Genomic DNA, 18,304 nt, shown 5'->3' with positions numbered 1-18,304 from the left:
CTGAGTTTCACACATTTTTTCCCTCAAGGATAGTTCCCCCTTGACAAACCTCTTTCTTCCTTAACTTGTCACCAATGATCGTCGGGTGAGAAACAGGAGTTAAATTGTCACCGCAAACTGCCTATGAACAGATTGAGGCATTGTGGAAAACCTTACAGCGATCGCACCAGGTTTATTTACCAATCGCCCCGTACTTCAAGAAGTTGTAGGTGCGGAGGGTTGGAAAACGATCAGATTTCAGTGCCTCATGCCCTGTTTATTTAGACTGGGGTTGCTGATAATAGACCGATAAGATCGTGCATTCGCTCGATAACTTGCTCGGCACCAGCCGACACAAGAGCATCCGCACGGCTGCTTCGTTCATCCTCGCTTATATGAGTCCCCCCTACATAACCGATAATCTGCCCAATTCCAGCGGCAACGGCAGCTTTTACCCCACTGATAGAATCTTCAATGGCCACGCAATCGGAAACTTCTGCGTCCAGACACTTCACTGCATATAAGTAGATGTCAGGAAGCGGCTTGGGACGCGGAACGGGGAGAGAGTCGTGAGCGCTAAATACGTGCTCGCTTGGGAAATAGTCGGTCAGGGCAGCAGCACAAAGGCAAGCATTCAGCCGCTGGAAGCTGCTGTTACTTACCAGTGCATATTCAAATCCGTCGTCGCGCAGGTAAGACAGCACTTGGGGCGTTCCTTCAGTGGCTTTTGCCTCTACACTAAGCCGTTCGATCGCTCTCTTTTCTTCTTCAGCCACTAGCCTGTCAATATCGCGCTCATTAAGACTGGTTAATGAGTCTGGGTAGATCTTTTTGAGTATTTCCCTGTAGGGTTTCCCGGCGAAGCTTTTAACAAAGTCCTCAAGTTCATAGTGTTGAGCGCCGGGAAACTCACGAGCCACTTCATTGGTCAGCCTCCACGCGCTCTTAAGTGCTATGGTTTCACTATCAACTACAGTTCCGTCATGATCGAAAAGCACTATCTTAGGATGCTGATGAAACGGTTTCATTTAAAAGACCTCCATCACTGTAATTCTTAAGCGTAGTCAATAGTCCGTGGGTCTGGAGATCTCGCAAAGCTTGGTGGCATTCATTATCTATGACCTTTGTCTGTTCGCAATTCTCCAATCCCAGAATCCCACTAATTACCGCGCCTTCTTGAATCGCTGTAATTGCACTTTGGGTATCCTTGGCATGATAGGGCTGACCAGACTCGCTCGCCTCCTCTCTGACTGCAAGAAGCCAGGCCGCAACGGGAAGTATAATCCGCTTCATGCTGACTTTTCGGCTATAAGCATCCTGAAGTATCGGAAATATATACTTACCTACTTTCCTCGCTGTTTCTGAAGAGATTCTCTCAGTAGTATCGGGAAGATCCTCGTTACTCAGCCTTAGTAACACCTGCTCCATATATTGTTTACACATCTCGCGAGGCACTGGTGTTGCTGCTGCGATATCGTCCATGAGATGCCGAGTAAACAAGTGGAATTCCGGTAGGGCGATCGCCTCGTGCATATACTCTATACCTGCTCTTATAGCTAAACAGGCTATGAAGGAGTGTACTGCATTCAAAAATCTCGACTTCATATACAGGAAGGGAGTGATGTCGCTAGTCATAATCACCCCCGTATCTTCCCACTTGGGGCGATCGCCTGTGAATTTGTCTTCCACGACAAACTGCCAAAATGGTTCGGTTACAATGGGTGCGCGATCGCGAACTTGCAACAGTCGGCTGGGGTAGTTATAGTCGGATGCTTGCTCTTGAGGCACAATCCTGTCTACAACCGTATTAGGAAATGTGGCGTTATCCCTGATGTATTCTGCAAGTTGAGGATCGATCGAGTCAGCGTAAGCTAGCACTGCTTTTCGCAGGATCTCCCCGTTTCTTGGCAGGTTGTCGCAAGAAAGGGTGGTGAAGGGGGTCATGTTGCGATCGCGTCGTCGGCGTAGCGCCTCTACTATAAAGCCTATTGCAGTTGTTGGAGTGGAAGGATTTTGCAAATCGTGCGCGATGTCTTCATTCGTTATGTCGAGATTAAAACTCTTGTCTAGATGGTAGCCTCCTTGAGTAATAGTAAGAGTCACCAGATGCACAGAAGGAGACGCCATCTTTTCAAGCACATACTCGCACTTGTCTCTACCATTAACTATTTCCCTTATAGAACCGATAACTTCCGCTTCCTCACGATTTTGAGCGCAACTAGAGTGTTTGGTCAAACTGTAAAGGAATCTCTGCGGTTTCAACCTAGTAATGGTGTGTTGACTCTTGAGGCTAACCCCACAAATCCCCCATCTCTGCTCTTGAGACCCCTTCTGTGCAAGATAGTTATGTATGATGTAGGCGAGGTGGCCCCGAAAAAAACGACCAGGCCCGAAATGGACGATTCCAGTATTAAGCGTCCTTCTGTCGTAAGAAGACTGTTCCCTCCACAAACCAGTTACAGTACCGAGGCGAGGACTTGAAGAAACACTGGGCGGTCTGAGTAAGTTAACCATTAGAGTTCTTAGATAAGTGGATAATCAGGTAAAAAAGGGCAAGTCAGTCTGGGTATAGCCCATGACCTACAAGCAGGACAAATATCTTAAAGTGGGAAAATTTTAGGCATATTCTGTGGCATCTACAAGGAAAGGTTTAGCCACAGGGTAATTAGGGTCTGACAGGTAGAACAAAGAAAGAAGAAATCCGCTAAACTTAATTAATTAAGTATCAAATATCAAGTAGTCATTAACCTCAATTCAGGCACAAGAGTACCCCCCCTACTGCCACTGTATTTAGCATTGGCAACTGCGTAAGTCGAATTTCTGTCCTATAAGGCGCTAGACTGCTTTTAAATTATGCTTTGGGATTACCTAATAGCTCTGTACACCTTGTATATTATTTACCTTGGTCGCTGCTATCATCTGTCTTCAGAAGAATATACAAATAATTCTTTAGAGGGACTTATAACCACAATCAAGTTTAGGCTTCGCTACAAGCAGTTAAGTTAGAGTTGGGCGTTTGTGTAGCAAGCGTCCACAAAACAAGGCTTGCGTTGAAAAGTGCTGTCTGTAGCTAATGGCTCATACAGCACTGCAAGTGGGTTTCAGTGTGTCCATAAATTTTTAAAGTTTCCTCACTCACCACTGGGCTCTGCACTCTTCCTGAGCAAATCCTCCACAGACACTTGACAATCTGGAAATGCCAAAGGTGCGATTAAATCCGACTCTGCCAATAAAACCTGGCTAGCATAACCCTCTGCCCCTGGCTCCCGAAACACATACAATCGGCTGGCGTTGATATCTCGAATCGGTAGTCCTGCATAACAATGAAAATGTGTTATAATTTTATTCTTTTAACCTACCTTAAATTTAAGCTTATGAACTGTCCCAAGTGTAACTCTGAATACATATTGAAAAATGGTCGCACTCGCTAGCGATTAGCAAAATTTTAAATGTCGAGATTGTGTCAGACAATTCGTCATGACTCCCAGACATCAACCGATTTCATTATCAACAAAAGAGTTGATCGATCGACTTTTATTAGAAAAGATATCTCTGGCTGGGATTGTGAGGGCGACTGGGGTTTCGGAACGGTGGTTGCAATACTATGTTAATAAAAAATTAGGATAGGTAAAAAAAGAAGTAGAAGTGAAGTCAAAAAAGAAAGGGAAGCTAACAATTCAAGGTGATGAAATGTGGTCATTTGTCGGTAATAAGGATAACAAGCAGTGGAAATAGCTGGCAATTGATGTATCAAATTTCATAAATTGTAGGAGTGTATATTGGCAAAAGAGATAAAGCTGGCGCTCAAGGATTATGGGATTTTTTACCACCTGCTTATCGTCAATGTACCGTAAGTTATACAGACTTTTGGAGTGCCTATCTCACAGTTTTTCCTCAAAAAAGACACAAGGCAGTAGGAAAGGAGACTGGTGTGACAAACTATATAGAAAGATTTAATAATACGATGAGACAAAGAATATCTAGATTGGTGATAAAAACTCTTTCATTCTCCAAAAAAATCTCTAATCATGTTGGGGTTCTTTGGTATTTTATTCATGAGTATAACGCCAGTTTATCTATCAATTAAAACCCTGGGTTTTCATTGCTATGCAGGACTACCCGCGCACTTTGTAGGCTCCGTGCTTTTGGGCAATGGCGACAATTTGCGATCGCTCATAATACAGTAATTCTTGAATGCCTAATCCTGTTTTTTTCATCAAGCTCTCCTCAACGCTTTAAGATGGTGCCCTCATCGCTGTTTCTAGTGGGGCACTTTCAGCAACAAGTTACGCCCACTCAGCTACACAACGTCATTTGCGATCGCCAACTGGGTTTTTGAGGCAAACTAAACCAAAATCCCAACACGCCCCCCATGCCCAAACTCCCCGAATGCGTAGGCGTAAGCCGGGGCGGAGCCATCGCTGTCTCTTGTACGCCCCCAACCCACACCTTGTCTGTGCCGTTCATTCCGCAGGCCCGAACACCGATACTTGCTCCGACTTTCCAGAAGACTCTAACACCGCATCAGAGGAATTGTGGGAACCCTAAGAGTCGAGCTACTACAACGGTAGCGGTGGACACCAGAGAAACAGTTAGAACTTTTGGATACCCACCCACTGTTTACTGGCCGGTGTCCCCAGTGTGAAATGACTTATCCGAAGTATGAAACGCCACCTGTTCAGTGGGATTGTTCGGCTTGCGGATGGATCGATGATTCGGTTTGAGGCGATGGTTGACAACGATAATTATCAGCAACGGGAAAACACTCGATCGACACCCCACTTGAAAATGCAGCCGACTAATCCCCCAACAGATACCCAAAACGCGCATTGAGGCAGCACAGTTAACAACACAATCTCATGAGGCCACGATTGCCAGAAGCGAAACATGAGCTCACTTTTGTTGAGTAAATTACTATGTTACAATCAGCTCCAATAATCTTTAAGTTTTAAAATCGGCCTTAACCTCACGCTCAATTTCCTTGCGATCGGTAGAATAACAATGACTATCAACTTAGCTGGCTATCAATTCGTTGAAACCCTCCACAGCGGGATAAGAACTTCAGTCGATCGCGCTCGGAAGCAGTCGGAGGTTTCCAGCGTTATCATCAAAACGCTAAAGGCTGAGTACCCTACTCTCTCTGACATCACCCGCTTGCGGCACGAATATCAAATTCTGCACAGCTTGAACGTAGAAGCGATTATCAAACCCATTAGTTTAGAAAGCTATAAAAACGGCTTAGCACTAATCTTAGAAGATTCAGGCTCAGAGTCTTTAAACGATTGGATGAGTGGTCAAAAACTCGCAATCATTCAATTTCTTTCTATAGCCCTCCAGCTTGTCTCGGCCTTAGTAGAAATCCATAAAAATAACATTATCCATAAAGATGTCAAGCCACAAAATATTATCATCAACCCAGTCACAGAAAAAGTTCAACTCATTGATTTTAGCATCGCTTCCCGCCTAGAGCGAGAAAATCCAGCACTGTCCCATCCAGACTTGCTCGAAGGTACCCTGGCTTATATGTCGCCAGAACAAACCGGCAGAATGAATCGGTCAATTGACTACCGCACTGACTTTTATTCATTAGGCGTTACCTTCTATGAAATGCTGACCGGAGAGTTACCTTTTAACGCCCTAGATCCGCTGGAATTAGTACACAGCCACATTGCCAAAACTCCGATTCCCCCTCACCAGCTCAATCCTGAAATCCCGCCACAAATTTCAGCGATCGCCATGAAATTATTAGCCAAAAACGCTGAAGACCGCTATCAAAGCGCTGAAGGGCTAAAATTTGACTTAGAAACCTGTCTGGTCAACCTACAGGCTACCGGATCTATTTCCAACTTTGTTGCCGGCAGTGCTGACAAAGCAGGACTATTGAATATACCGCAAAAGCTCTACGGTCGCGAACCCGAAGTTAATAGGCTTCTGGAAACGTTCGATCGCGTAGCAAGTGGCACCACCGAACTCATGCTCGTTTCCGGTTATTCCGGGATAGGCAAAACAGTTTTAGTCAATGAAGTTCACAAACCCATCGTGCGGCAACGGGGTTATTTTATTGCGGGTAAATTTGACCAGTTCAAACGCAATATTCCTTACGCTTCCCTGATTCAAGCATTCCAATCGTTGATTTTACAGCTACTAACCGAAGGCGAAGTAGAAATTCAAAGTTGGAAAGAAAAACTGTTATCCGCTTTAGGCGTTAACGGTCAAGTCATCGTTGACGTTATTCCTGAAGTAGAACTGATTATTGGCAAACAACCTCCCGTACAGCAACTAGGACCCACTGAATCTCAAAACCGTTTTAGTCGAGTCTTTAAACAATTTATTGGTGTATTTACAACCATTGAACACCCCCTGGTTGTATTTCTAGATGACTTGCAGTGGGCTGATTCGGCCTCGCTGAAATTAATTGAACTGCTGATGACAGATCCCGATAGCAAATATTTATTGCTGATTGGTGCCTATCGAGATAACGAAGTTTTTCCCACTCATCCGACCGTTCAAACTATTGAAAAAATTCAACACGCGGGTGCGACTGTAAATAATATTGTACTCACCCCGTTACAAATAGTTCATGTTGAAGAATTAATTGCCGATACTTTAAATGAATCTGGCTGTTCGGAATCGCGGTCTGTAGAGACGCGAAATTTCGCGTCTCTACTTTTTAATAAAACCCAGGGCAATCCTTTCTTCTTAACGCAACTCTTCAAAACCCTTTATCAGGAAGATTTGTTAACTTATGATTTATATTCTGGCATTTGGCAGTGGAATTTAGAGCAAATACAAGCTATTGGCATCACCGATTATAACGTTGTCGAACTGATTGCTAGGAATATTCGTAAGCTGTCTCCCGAAACGCAGAAAGTATTAAAAATGGCTGCTTGTATTGGCAATACTTTTAATTTAGAAGTCTTGAGCGTCGTTAATGAAGAATCCTCTTTACTCACGGCTGCACAGTTGTGGTCGGCACTTCAGGCTGGTTTAATTTTGCCCTTGAGCAATGAATACAAAATTCCGCTGGTATTTAGTCAGGAAGAATCAGGCGGATTTACCTTAACTGATGTTAAGGTTGACTACAAATTTTTACATGACAGAGTGCAGCAAGCCGCTTATTCTTTGATTCCCAATGAAGAGAAAAAACAGACGCACCTGAAAATCGGTCAACGGCTGCTGCAAAATACAACGCCGGAAGAACAAAAAGAAAATATTTTCGCTTTAGTAAACCAACTCAATTACGGTACTGACTTACTTACAACTGAAACCGAAAAATACGAACTAGCGCAACTCAATCTCATCGCTGGACAGAAAGCAAAAGCAGCAACCGCGCACGATTCCGCCGTCAAATATTTGCAAGTGGGTTTATCTCTGCTGGCAGAAGATAGCTGGGAGAGTCAGTATGAACTGGCATTAGCACTGCACGAGGAAATAGCGGAGGCGGCATTTCTCAGCGGTGATTTTGAAAGAATGCAGGGCTTCGTTGAGATAGTACAAAAGTGTGCGCCAACGCTGCTAGAAAAAATTAAAGTATACGAAGTCCAAATTCAAGCTTATATATTGCAGAATAAGCTATTAGAAGCAATTAATACAGCATTAGAAGTTTTAAAGCTGTTAGGGATAGAGTTTCCTTCTGATCCGAATCCATCAGATATTGAGCAGGCACTAGGGGAAACTGCGGCAATTTTAAAGGGGAAGCGAATTGAGGATTTAGTTGATCTACCTCAAATGACCGATCCAAATAAATTAGCAGCCATAAGACTTTTATCAAGAATTTTTACTCCTACATATATGGCTGCTCCACAACTGTTGCCTTTAACATTGTGCAAACAAGTAGATTTATCCGTCCAATATGGCAATGCTTCCGTGTCTCCTTTTGGTTTTGCCAATTATGGTCTTCTGGTTTGTGGAGTTGTGGGAGATATTGAGTCTGGTTATCAGTTCGGTCAATTGGCTTTAAGTCTATTGTCAAAGTTAAATGCTCAAGAAATCAAAGCCAAGACACTACTCATAGTGAATGTATTTATCCGACATTGGAAAGAGCATCTGAGAGAAGCCTTAGAATCTTTGGTATCAGTTTACTCTAGCGGACTGGAGACGGGAGATTTAGAATATGCAGGCTATAGTTTAATGGTTTACTCCTATTTCGCTTACTTTACTGGCAAAGAACTGACTGCTCTTGAAACAACAATGGCAAATTACAGAAATGCTATTTATAAAATTAAGCAAGAAACAGCTCTTAATTTGCACGAAATCTATTGGCAGGCTGTTTTAAATCTTCTGGGAAAAAGTGGAAATCCCTGCCGTTTACAGGGTGAGGCATATGACGAGCAGATAAGGTTGCCATTGCATGAGCAAGCGAACGATACATTGGGAGTTGCCTACCTATATTGGAACAAACTTTTACTTAGTTACTGGTTTGAGAATTACTCACAAGCGATTGAAAATACTGCCATAGCAGAGAAGTATTTAGACGTAGTGGTAGGATTGCCTCTTGTGCCTATCTTCCATTTCTACGATTCTTTGGTACGGCTAGCCGTGTATGCCGATCGCCCACAGTCAGAGCAACAGGAAATTCTCGTTCGCGTACAAGCAAATCAAGAAAAAATGCAAAAATGGGCGCATCATGCCCCCATGAATCATCTGCACAAATATTATCTAGTGGAGGCAGAACGGCATCGGGTTCTAGGAGAAAAAGTCGAGGCGATCGAGATGTATGACAGGGCTATTGCCCTCGCCAAAGAAAACGAGTACATCAACGAAGAAGCACTCGCCCACGAACTCGGTGCCAAATTCTATCTGTCATGGGGTAAAGAAACTATTGCTCAAACCTACATGACAAATGCGTATTACGCATACCTACGCTGGGGAGCAACAGCCAAAATTGAGCATTTAGAAAAACGCTACCCCGAATTACTTGCCGCCGTGCTTCACCAAAAAAACAGCGAAAATGCGGGCGAAACAATTATGCAGACGCTCCAGGGAACCATCACTTCCACCGGATCGGGAATTTCAGAGTTTCTGGATTTGGCAACGGTGATGAAAGCATCGCAAGCGATTTCTGGTGAAATTATTCTGGCTAACTTGCTCGACAAGTTAATGAAAATTTTGATAGAGAATGCTGGCGCGGAAACTGGATTGCTCATCCAGTCAAAGAACGGGGAATTTTTCATAGAAGCAGCGGGAAATAAAGATGATGTGCGAGTGTTGCAATCTCTACCAACATCAAGCAGCCAGCACTTGCCTATATCGATACTGAATTACGTCGCCAGAACTCAGAAAGATGTCCTTTTAAACGATGCCAGTCGCGAGGGCACCTTTAACACTGACCCATACATCACCCAACACCAAATAAAATCTATTCTGTGTACGCCGATCGTCTATCAAGGCAAACTCACTGCGATCCTTTACCTAGAAAATAACCTAACAGCGGGCGCTTTTACGCAGAAACGGGTGGAAGTATTGCGGATGTTATCAGGACAAGCTGCAATCGCCCTTGAAAATGCCAATCTCTATCACACCTTAGAAGTCAAAGTAGAAGAACGAACCGAGGAATTAAAAGCCAAAAATAGGCGCATGGAAATAGAAATTAAAGAGCGACAACGCGCCGAGCAAGTCGCCGAAGCGGCAAACCGCGCCAAGAGCCAATTTCTCGCTAACATGAGCCACGAACTTCGCACACCGCTCAATGGCATTTTAGGTTATACCCAAATCCTCAAGCGAGATAAAAATTTAACCAGTCCGCAAAATTCTGGTATTAACATCATTCACCAGTGCGGCGAACACCTGCTGACTCTGATCAATGATGTTCTAGACATCTCCAAAATTGAAGCCGGAAAAATGGAACTCTACCTCACCGAGTTTCGCCTGTCGGACTTTCTCCAAGGCATTGCTGAAATCTGCCGGGTTCGCGCGCAACAGAAGGGAATCTCTTTGATTTACGAACCGCTAACTCAACTTCCCACTTGCGTCCGCGGCGATGAAAAAAGGTTGCGGCAAATTCTGATCAACTTACTCGGCAATGCCGTAAAATTCACCGAAAAAGGAGGCGTTACTTTCAAAGTAGACTCCGTGAGGACGGGGCAATCTGTATCATCACCAATGGGCGATAACCAATCCCTAATAGCTAAAATTCGTTTCCAAGTAGAAGATACGGGCATTGGCATCGAGCCGGAGCAAGTGTCAAAGATATTTTTGCCATTCGAGCAAGTCACCGGGTCAGTTCGCCAGACAGAGGGAACCGGATTGGGACTCGCAATTAGTCGCCAATTAGTTGAGATGATGGGCGGCGAACTGAAAGTAGAAAGCTCTTTAGGTAAAGGCAGTAATTTCTGGTTTGAGTTAGAAATACCGGTTGCTGAAAACGGGGAAGGCTATCAAAAAGAACCTGAAAAAATTATCAGGAGTTTCTTAGGTGAGCGACGGAAACTTCTAGTCGTTGACGATCGCTGGGAAAATCGCTCTGTTCTCGTTAATCTTTTAGCTCCCATTGGCTTTGAATTGATGGAGGCAATCGACGGTCAAGACTGCCTGAATAAAGCACTGTCATTTCAACCCGACTGTATTATAATTGACTTAGTAATGCCAGTGATGGACGGCTTTGAAGCGGTGCGGCGGCTCAGAAAAATTCCTGCCTTGAAGGATGTAATTGCGATCGGAACTTCAGCTAGCATTTTAGCCGTCGATTCCCAGGGGATTTTCCAGGCTGGTTGCAACGCTTTCCTCCTAAAACCAATTCGGGCAGAACAACTGTTAGAATGCTTGGGCGAGCATTTAGGGCTAGAATGGATTTATGAGGAGCGAACAACTTTCAGTTCAGAAGGTATCTTCACACATCCCCCTTCCCTAATCCAAGACCAACAACTGATTGCTCCCCCTTCGGAAGAAGTTGCAGTCCTGTTCGATTTAGCCATGAAAGGTGAACTCCTCAGTATTGAGGATCGAGCCAGCAAGCTGAAAGCAATAGATATGCGTTATGCACCTTTTGCCAATCAGTTGCTTGAATTAACTAAAAACTTTGAAGAGGACAAATTAGTAGAATTTGTTCAACAGTTTAGATGAGGATTAAGAATGAGTAGCGAATCTTTAAACAGAGGAACCATTTTAATTGTGGATGATACGCCCACTAATTTGGGTTCAATATTAGATTTTTTGAGCGCATCTGGCTTCACTGTTTGGGTAGCTCGCAGTGGGTCTAGCGCTCTCAAAAAAGTGCAATATTCCCAGCCTGATTTAATTTTGTTGGATGTTTTGATGCCAGAAATGGACGGCTTTGAGACCTGCCAAAACCTGAAAGCGAATGAGTTAATTAAAGACATCCCAGTCATTTTTATGACCGCGCTGGACGATACAGAAAGCAAAGTCAAAGGCTTTAATGTGGGGGGAGTTGATTATATCACTAAGCCCCTTCAACACGCAGAGGTTTTAGCTCGCGCTATCACGCACCTGAATCTGCGAAATTTAACTAAAAAGCTTCAGGCACAAATTGTCGAGCGCGAGCGAGCGCAAGCCGACCTGCAAGTTTTGACACAAGAGCTAGAGACGCGAGTAGAAGAGCGCACCGCTGAACTTTCCCAAACGAATGCACGCCTCAACCAGGAGGCTGCTGAACGCAAGCTTGCAGAAGCAGCTTTGCAAGCATCGGAAGCGCGAGAGCGGCACAAAGCCCTAGAGCTCGAAAATTCCCTGCACGAACTCAAGCAGGTGCAAAGCCAGCTCATTCAGAGCGAAAAAATGTCCGGGCTAGGCCAACTCGTAGCTGGCGTAGCTCATGAAATCAATAATCCAATTAATTTTATTTATGGAAATCTTTCCTATGCTCTGGAATATTCAAAAGCTTTGGTCACTATCCTTGACCTCTACGAAAAGCACTATCCTAATCCGGCTCCAGATATACAAGCAGAAATCGCAACAAGCGAGCTAGATTATCTCAAAGACGACTTGCCTAAATTGTTCAAATCGATGTACTTAGGAGCCGATCGCATCCGCGAAATTGTTTTATCTCTGCGCCTCTTCGCACGGCAAGAAGGATATGAAATGAGAGCGGTCAACCTTCACGAAGGCATCGACAGCACGCTGATGATTTTACAGAGTCGGCTAAAATTTAAGTCAGACCGTCCCTCGATTGAAGTAGTGCGGGACTATTGCCCAAATCTGCCCGAAGTGGACTGTTATGGGGGAGAAATGAATCAGGTATTTATGAATGTACTTGCAAATGCGATCGATGCTATTGACGAGTGGAACAAGCAGAGATCGCTAGAAGAAATTAAAGCGAATCCTAGCGTGATTCGGATTAGCACAGAAGTAACAAGCAACAATTGCGTAGCTGTCCGAATTGTGGACAATGGGCCAGGGATCTCGGAAGAGGTTCGTCGCCACGTATTTAACCCGTTTTTTACAACAAAACCCCCCGGTAAGGGTACAGGGATTGGGTTGTCGATTAGCTGGCAAATTGTAGTGGAAAAACACCGGGGAAGCTTGGAGTGTAATTCTGCACCAGGCAGGGGAACAGAGTTTACTATTCAGATTCCGATTCAGCAGGAGTCTCCTGTCTTGTCGCTGTCAGGTTGATGCTCTGCAAAAAAGTTAGTGAATCCATAGGGTTAATTTTTTAAACGACTCCCCAATCTAGCAAGCTTAACAAAAGTTGTGTTGCCACTGCTTGTCAAGTTTCCTCACCAACGCTCGTCATCCCAGGGGCTATACATAGCAGATATATTTTGAGTGAGAGCTTTGCAGTAGCCCAGAAGCGCTACTGCAAACCCCATACTACAAAACTCCTTTAGAACTCGGAATCCGAGTGGCGCGCCGCGGATCGATTTCTACGGCCATCCGCAGAGCTCGCGCAAATGCCTTAAACGCCGCTTCTACAATGTGATGAGAATTTCCGCCCTGCAACTGTCGAATGTGCAGTGTCATTTGAGTGTGGTTCACCACCGCCGAAAAAAACTCTCTCACTAATTCAGTATCGTAAGTGCCGATCCGTTGGTTGGGAATTTCCAAGCTGTAACTTAAGTGAGGCCGTCCCGAAAAATCTAGCACTACTTCAATTAAAGCTTCATCCAAAGGTGCGATGAAATGCCCGAAACGAGAAATGCCCGATCGATCTCCGACAGCTTTGGCCAGGGCTTGGCCTAAGGTAATTCCCACATCCTCGTTGGTGTGGTGGTCATCTATCTCCAAATCACCGATCGCCTGCACGTCCAAATCGATCAATCCGTGAGAAGCAATCTGGTGCAACATATGGTCTAAAAACGGAATCCCCGTAGACGCCTTGCAAGTTCCCACACCGTCGAGATTGAGGCTGGCCGTGACATCCGTTTCTAGTGTCGTGCGTTTCACCAACGCGGCCCTAGCTGGTTGAACTGAATTTGCAGGAGGCACAGAAGGGCGATCGATTATCTCCATAATTTGCAATGGGTCATTCATTAGTTATTGATAATTAGTAATTGAAGATTACAGCTTGAGCCGCGCTGATTTTCAAGTGTTTAGTTAAGAGAATTATGCAAAACTAAAAACTCTCGAAAGGGGCGGGTTTTGCATAAAACTTACTTGTTATAGTTAAAGTTTATTGTCTCAACCCGCCCCTACATAACTCAAAATTCTCGACAACTGTTACATTCCCATGATTTCGTAACCGGCATCGACATACAAAACTTGACCCGTAATCCCGCTAGCGAGATTGCTGCACAGAAAAGCCGCAGCATTTCCCACTTCCTGCTGAGTCACCGTCCGCCGCAGTGGCGCCACTTCCTCAACGTGGTGGATCATGTCCAGAATACCGCCAACTGCTGACGAAGCCAGAGTCCGAATCGGGCCAGAAGAAATTGCATTTACCCGAATATTTAACGGGCCCAGTTCAGCAGCCAGATAACGAACATTCATTTCCAAAGCCGCCTTAGCAATTCCCATCACATTATAATTAGGAACTACCCGGACGCCGCCCAAATAAGTCAGCGTCACAATACTGCCGCCCTCGGCCATCAGGGGTTTAGCAGCAGCACAAAGCCGCACCAGCGAGTAAGCGCTAATATCCAAAGCATTGGAGAAACCTTGGCGCGAGGTGTTGGTGAAATCTCCCGAAAGTTCGTCCTTGCCGGCAAAAGCCAGACAGTGGATCAGGACATCTAACTTGCCCCACTTGTCGGCGATGGTTTGAAAAGTAGACTCAATTTCGCTCTCGTCTTGGACATTGCAGGGCAAATACAGACTGGGATTGAGCGGTTCCACCAGTTCAGCGACTTTGCGCTCGTGCTTGCCTTTCTCGTCCTTCAAATAAGTTATGCCGAGGTTGGCCCCAGCTTTGTGGAGCTGCTGAGCAATACCCCAGGCGATCGAGCGATTGTTGGCAATGCCCGTAACAAGAGCATTTTTTCCGGTCAAATCTATCATCTGTAGTTTATCTAAAAGCAACTTGCACCGTTCTCATTGGCTCTCTGCGACAACCCCGCCAGTTTAGACACAACTGATTCAGATTTAACTGATTCAGACACAATTGAGACACAATTGAGACACAATTGATATTAATTTTGCTGTGGAGCTACATGGGGGCGGAATTGAAAAAGTTAAGAGAAGGGCTAGATTTAATCATACAGTGCGTGTTTACCTTAACATTAGATGGAAGTAACCGAATCCTTGGATATTGGAGGTTGGGCAGTATATTTACTCAATAAGGTTAATCGGCAAGTTATAAAGTATTGATTAGTACAAAGGATCTAGTCGTGACGCATGATAGACCGCTAGCAGCCGTGTTCCGCCAAATCAGCGGCGGGGCGTTTCCACCCATTGTGGAAACCTTTGAACGGGGCAAGACAATTTTTTTCCCTGGAGACCCGGCTGAGCGCGTCTACGTTCTCATCAAAGGTGCTGTCAAGCTCTCCAGGGTGTACGAAGCAGGGGAAGAAATTACAGTCGCCCTCCTGCGCGAAAATAGCGTATTTGGGGTGCTGTCTCTGATTACGGGACACCGATCGGACAGGTTTTACCACGCGGTAGCCTTTACGCCGGTGGAATTGATCTCGTTGCCGATCGAACAAGTCGAGAAAGCGCTCAAGGAAGACCCGGAACTCTCGATGGTAATGCTGCGGGGACTGTCGTCTCGGATTTTGCAAACCGAGATGATGATCGAAACGCTGGCTCACCGAGATATGGGTTCGAGACTCGTAAGCTTTTTGCTGATTCTGTGCCGGGATTTTGGCGTGCCCGGTACAGAGGGGATTACGATAGATTTGAAGCTGTCCCACCAGGCGATCGCCGAAGCGATCGGCTCGACGCGGGTAACTGTGACTCGTTTGCTCGGGGATCTCAGACAAGAAACCATGATCTCGATCCACAAGAAAAAGATCACAGTCCACAACCCGGTGGCCCTAAGCCAGCAATTCACTTGATGCCGAGAAAGTATAGGATTTTGGATTTTGGATTTTAGATTCAATCCAAAATCCAAAATCCAAAATCTAAAATCGGAATGACTGCTGGATACATCCTGGTATTTGTAATTTTAGTGTTGGGGGGTGTGATCGCCACTGTCAGCGATCGCCTTGGGACGAAAGTCGGCAAGGCAAGGTTGAGTTTGTTCAAACTTCGCCCCCGCGATACTGCTGTTGTTGTGACAGTTATGGCCGGCAGCATCCTGTCAGCACTGACTCTGGGCATTATGTTTGCTACTAGCAAGCCGCTGCGAACGGGAGTTTTTAGAATAGACGAGATTCAAAAAAGGCTCAACAACGCCCGCAGAGAAATCAACCAGGCCACTCAAGAAAAAAATCGAGTTGAAACTGAATTAGCTCAAGCCAGAGCCGCTCAAGCGCAAGCTAGAGCCAATTTAGAGCAAATTAATCAATCCCTCCAAGCAGCTAATGCTGAGCAAGCTCTGACGCAAACAAAATTAAACTCGCTGCGGGCCCAGCTCAACAGCGTGCAGGCAGCCAAGTCTAAAACTGAACAGCAGTTAAGTCAGGTAGAAGCGGCTAAATCCCAGACAGAAGAACAGCTCAGCAGTGTGGAAGCTGCTAAATCCCGCACCGAAGAACAATTGAAACTGGTTGAAACTGCCCGATCGAGTACAAAAGCTCAGCTCGATCGCACCGAGAACCAATTGAAAACAGTTTCTGCTCAAAAAACGACTTTAGGAGCGGAAATCGCCCAACTGCAAGAGGAACGCCAACAGTTAATCGGGCAGGTAAAAACTCAAATTGCCCAGCGCGATCAAGAAATTGCCAAGCGAGAGAGAGAAATTGCCAAGCGAGACGCAGAAATTGTTGATCGCAACGAGCTAATTGCCCAGCGAGACAAGGAAATTGCCCAGCGGGTGCAAAATCTCGCCGAGCGCGATCGAACTATTGTCGAGCGCGACAAAGTAATTGCCGAGAGGGAAGCACTCTTAGAAACCTTGGCACAGCAACAAACTCAACTCGAACAGCAACAAACTTTATTGCAGCAGCAAGTGCAAGTTTTGGAACGCGATTTTCAGGCAATCCGCGAGGGTACAGTTGCCATCAGGCGGGGTCAAATTTTAGCTGCTGGCGTCGTTCGCATTATCGAACCCGGTATGGCAAGCCGCGCGATCGATCGACTCTTGCAAGAAGCAAATAAAACCACCGTCGGACTCATGCAGCCACAAAATAAGAAGGTTAGAGACCAGGTTATTCAAATTACTAAAGCAGAAATCGATCAACTAATTAGTCAGGTTAAAGACGGTCAAGATTACGTGGTGCGGATTGTCGCCGGCGCTAATTACCTGCGGGAAGAAAAGGTAATTAAGGTATTTGCAGAAGCAGAAATCAATCGAGTGGTTTTCCGCGCTGGAGATGTGATTGCAGGGGTTGCTGTCGATCCCGTGATTTTGACCAACGAACAGGTACGGCAGCAGTTGCTGCAATTGATAGAAGCTTGTCAATTTCGCGCTCGCCTGATCGGTGTTGTCGGCGGTAGAGTCCAAGTTGCCGACAGTCAGATTGAAACTTTAGCTGGTTTTATCGATCGATTGCAGCAGTACGAGAAACCGCTAGACGTTCAGGCGATCGCCGCAGATGTCACTTACATCGCGGGCCCGCTTAAAATAGATTTAGTTGCTCTTGAAAAGGGAGTCGTTGTTTTCCGCACGGGACAACAAAAACCAGGCCCAGGAGATTTGAAGATTAAAAATTAAATTTGGTAATGGGTAATGGGTATTTGGTAACTGACTATGATTTTAGGTTTCGATCCGGGTAAAGACAAGTGCGGCATCGCTGTAATGGGTATAGATAAGAACGTCTGCTACCATCAAGTTGTGCTGTCCGAAGCAGCGATATCTACTATTCAATCTCTGTGCGAACAGTTTTCTATTGAGTTATTGGTGATGGGAGATCAAACGACTTCTAAGAGTTGGAAACACAAACTGACGCAAAGTTTGTCGCCTGCGCTCAAAATTGTTCAGGTTGATGAGAGATACAGCAGTTTAGAAGCGAGGGAACGCTACTGGCAAATGTACCCTCCGACGGGAGTTCAGCGCTTAATTCCGAAGGGGATGCGAACGCCACCGAGACCAGTGGACGATATTGTGGCGATCGTCTTGATTGAGAGGTATTTGAACAAAAGTTAGTCAATTTTATAACCGTTACCACTGATTCTCTTTAATTATTAAGGAATCAATAGGTTTTGGCTGGTAGTGAATTTTTCACTTAAATAAAATACACCCTAGATTTATCTAGTTGATCATTGAATAACAGTTAGTGCTACTTGATGACAGCCTCGGTCAAAATTACCTTACCATTCTGCCGGACTTGCAGGCGTTCGGGGTTTATCGAATAGATAATATTGCCGTTAGTCGCTTCATAAGTTCCGTCGTCACCTGTCGTTACTTGCATGACATTGATTTGCGTGCCATTTATCTTGCTGAGGCCGCGGTAAAAAATCTCGCCTTCCTGGGTTTTGCAAATGTATATAGAAAAGTTGGGCGTTGCGAAAAATTGCACCATTTGGGCCCTCGGACATCCCTCAACTTGAGCAATTTGCAGCGGTTGATTATTGCCCAAAGTGTTGGGTGCGATCGCCCGAACTTTCCCAATCGGTTGATTTAGTGCCGTTGCTTCTGCTGAGGCGGTTAAAAAGCCGTGAAGCGAAGCTATCCCGAAGGGAATCGCACTAATGCCAGCCATAACTAGACTTACTTCTTTAATGCCCTTAACTCTATTTTTATAAAACATCTTGTCACTCCTGGTTTTAACTATATAATTACATCTTAAGCGATCTTTGTTCGCTCTGCGATTTTTAATAGAGTTATTGCGTAAATTTTTGATAAATAGGTCAACCGCAAATTTCAGGCCGATAAACACAGATAAACGCAGAT

The 18,304-nt window shown here is 45.1% G+C and carries 12 protein-coding genes and 2 pseudogenes; 8 read left to right on the top strand and 6 right to left on the bottom strand.

Annotation, left to right across the window (positions count from 1 at the left end):
- Window positions 1-101: 101 nt before the first annotated feature.
- A pseudogene (locus QT996_RS28665) lies at window positions 102-209 on the top strand (DUF7219 family protein); the annotation flags it as partial.
- 51 nt (window positions 210-260) lie between these two features.
- On the opposite strand, the gene QT996_RS16325 reads toward QT996_RS28665, so the two are convergent.
- Both QT996_RS16325 and QT996_RS16320 read right to left on the bottom strand, forming a co-directional pair.
- Window positions 261-1,007 carry an HAD family phosphatase gene (locus QT996_RS16325; protein WP_333047748.1) on the bottom strand — a complete coding sequence of 249 codons (747 nt, stop codon included), beginning with the start codon at window positions 1,005-1,007 and terminating at the stop codon, window positions 261-263.
- Window positions 982-2,493 (bottom strand): mannitol dehydrogenase family protein, encoded by a 1,512-nt coding sequence (locus QT996_RS16320; protein WP_333047747.1) that lies wholly within the window; start codon window positions 2,491-2,493, stop codon window positions 982-984. Before QT996_RS16320 ends, QT996_RS16325 begins: the two co-directional genes overlap by 26 nt.
- An 860-nt stretch (window positions 2,494-3,353) precedes the next feature.
- On the opposite strand from QT996_RS16320, the pseudogene QT996_RS16315 reads away from it, so the two are divergent.
- Window positions 3,354-4,066: pseudogene (locus tag QT996_RS16315) on the top strand (IS1 family transposase).
- Window positions 4,067-4,275: 209 nt separating this feature from the next.
- Here the strand turns inward: QT996_RS16315 and QT996_RS16310 are convergent.
- Window positions 4,276-4,446, bottom strand: a complete 171-nt coding sequence (locus QT996_RS16310; RefSeq protein ID WP_333047746.1) for a hypothetical protein — start codon at window positions 4,444-4,446, stop codon at window positions 4,276-4,278.
- Window positions 4,447-4,641: 195 nt separating this feature from the next.
- On the opposite strand from QT996_RS16310, the gene QT996_RS16305 reads away from it, so the two are divergent.
- From QT996_RS16305 to QT996_RS16295, 3 genes are all read left to right on the top strand, one after another.
- The gene (locus QT996_RS16305) at window positions 4,642-4,812 is read left to right on the top strand and encodes a hypothetical protein (RefSeq protein WP_333047745.1); all 171 of its coding nucleotides are present in this window, start codon (window positions 4,642-4,644) and stop codon (window positions 4,810-4,812) included.
- A gap of 168 nt (window positions 4,813-4,980) precedes the next feature.
- Window positions 4,981-11,040, top strand: coding sequence for an AAA family ATPase (locus tag QT996_RS16300; RefSeq protein ID WP_333047744.1), 6,060 nt, complete (start codon window positions 4,981-4,983; stop codon window positions 11,038-11,040).
- A 9-nt stretch (window positions 11,041-11,049) separates the two neighbouring features.
- Window positions 11,050-12,549: a response regulator gene (locus tag QT996_RS16295; protein WP_333047743.1), complete on the top strand. Its 1,500-nt coding sequence runs from the start codon at window positions 11,050-11,052 to the stop codon at window positions 12,547-12,549.
- Window positions 12,550-12,747: 198 nt separating this feature from the next.
- Here QT996_RS16295 and hisB read toward each other — a convergent pair whose 3' ends face one another.
- On the bottom strand, window positions 12,748-13,386 hold the full coding sequence (gene hisB, locus QT996_RS16290; RefSeq protein ID WP_333047752.1) for an imidazoleglycerol-phosphate dehydratase HisB: 639 nt from the start codon (window positions 13,384-13,386) through the stop codon (window positions 12,748-12,750).
- A gap of 207 nt (window positions 13,387-13,593) precedes the next feature.
- Window positions 13,594-14,370 (bottom strand): enoyl-ACP reductase FabI, encoded by a 777-nt coding sequence (gene fabI, locus QT996_RS16285; protein WP_006634022.1) that lies wholly within the window; start codon window positions 14,368-14,370, stop codon window positions 13,594-13,596.
- Between the two features lie 329 nt (window positions 14,371-14,699).
- On the opposite strand from fabI, the gene ntcA reads away from it, so the two are divergent.
- From ntcA to QT996_RS16270, 3 genes are all read left to right on the top strand, one after another.
- Window positions 14,700-15,365 carry a global nitrogen regulator NtcA gene (ntcA, locus tag QT996_RS16280; protein ID WP_445176781.1) on the top strand — a complete coding sequence of 222 codons (666 nt, stop codon included), beginning with the start codon at window positions 14,700-14,702 and terminating at the stop codon, window positions 15,363-15,365.
- A 77-nt stretch (window positions 15,366-15,442) separates the two neighbouring features.
- Window positions 15,443-17,125 (top strand): DUF3084 domain-containing protein, encoded by a 1,683-nt coding sequence (locus tag QT996_RS16275; RefSeq protein WP_333047742.1) that lies wholly within the window; start codon window positions 15,443-15,445, stop codon window positions 17,123-17,125.
- Between the two features lie 36 nt (window positions 17,126-17,161).
- Window positions 17,162-17,557 carry a pre-16S rRNA-processing nuclease YqgF gene (locus QT996_RS16270; protein WP_333047740.1) on the top strand — a complete coding sequence of 132 codons (396 nt, stop codon included), beginning with the start codon at window positions 17,162-17,164 and terminating at the stop codon, window positions 17,555-17,557.
- Between the two features lie 133 nt (window positions 17,558-17,690).
- On the opposite strand, the gene QT996_RS16265 is transcribed toward QT996_RS16270, so the two are convergent.
- A complete protein-coding gene (locus QT996_RS16265) occupies window positions 17,691-18,161 on the bottom strand; it encodes a hypothetical protein (protein ID WP_333047739.1) in 471 nt (156 codons plus the stop codon).
- Between the last annotated feature and the right edge of the window lie 143 nt (window positions 18,162-18,304).

Source organism: Microcoleus sp. S13C4, from assembly GCF_036700865.1.
Classification (GTDB): domain Bacteria; phylum Cyanobacteriota; class Cyanobacteriia; order Cyanobacteriales; family Microcoleaceae; genus Microcoleus.
This window is presented reverse-complemented; position numbering and strand designations above follow the sequence as displayed.